Annotated in this window: 1 protein-coding gene; it reads left to right on the top strand. The window is 37.6% G+C overall.

From position 1 onward, the window contains the following. Nucleotides 1-254: 254 nt before the first annotated feature. On the top strand, nt 255-718 hold a 464-nt coding region (locus FFO06_RS20725), incomplete at its 3' end, for a PspA/IM30 family protein (RefSeq protein WP_137909704.1).

Genomic DNA, 718 nt, shown 5'->3' with positions numbered 1-718 from the left:
GGGTTAATATAGCCGTATATACTTGAATCAGGTACGAAAATTAGGAAAACCGCTGATACAAACTTAATTTTACTCCTTTCCTTGTCTTCTTTCTCCTGACTTCTGACTCCTGAATTTTTCTCTGTATGATAGGTTCATGATTCAGAATAGAAAAAAAGATCCAAACTGGAAATATCACATTGGTGTAAGTAGCTATTAGCAAAAAAGCTACCTATTTAACCAAAAACCCAAACTTTGTAAGGAAAGATAAATTTATGGGATTATTTGATCGTCTTAAACGAGTAGTTGGCGCTAATCTCAATGATTTAGTCAGTAAAGCCGAAGATCCAGAAAAAATGCTGGAACAAGCCCTCTTAGAAATGCAAGAGGACATGGTGAAATTGCGTCAAGGGGTAGCTCAAGCCATAGCATCGCAAAAACGTACAGAGAAACAGTACAATGAAGCTGTAAATGAAGTCAACAAATGGCAGCGCAACGCTCAACTTGCTCTGCAAAAAGGGGATGAAGACCTAGCTCATCAAGCCTTAGAACGCAAAAAAACATATAATGATACAAGTGTAGCTTTAAAAACTAGTCTAGACCAGCAAACCATTCAGGTAGAAGGTCTGAAAAAGAATTTAATTCAGTTAGAGAGCAAAATTTCCGAAGCCAAAACCAAGAAAGAAATGCTCAAAGCCCGAATTACCGCAGCCAAAGCCCAAGAACAATTGGGAAATAT

The sequence above is a fragment of the Dolichospermum planctonicum genome (assembly GCF_005402965.1).
GTDB lineage: Bacteria > Cyanobacteriota > Cyanobacteriia > Cyanobacteriales > Nostocaceae > Dolichospermum > Dolichospermum planctonicum.
Note: the sequence above shows the minus strand (reverse complement) of the source record. Positions and strands in the feature narration are given on the sequence as shown.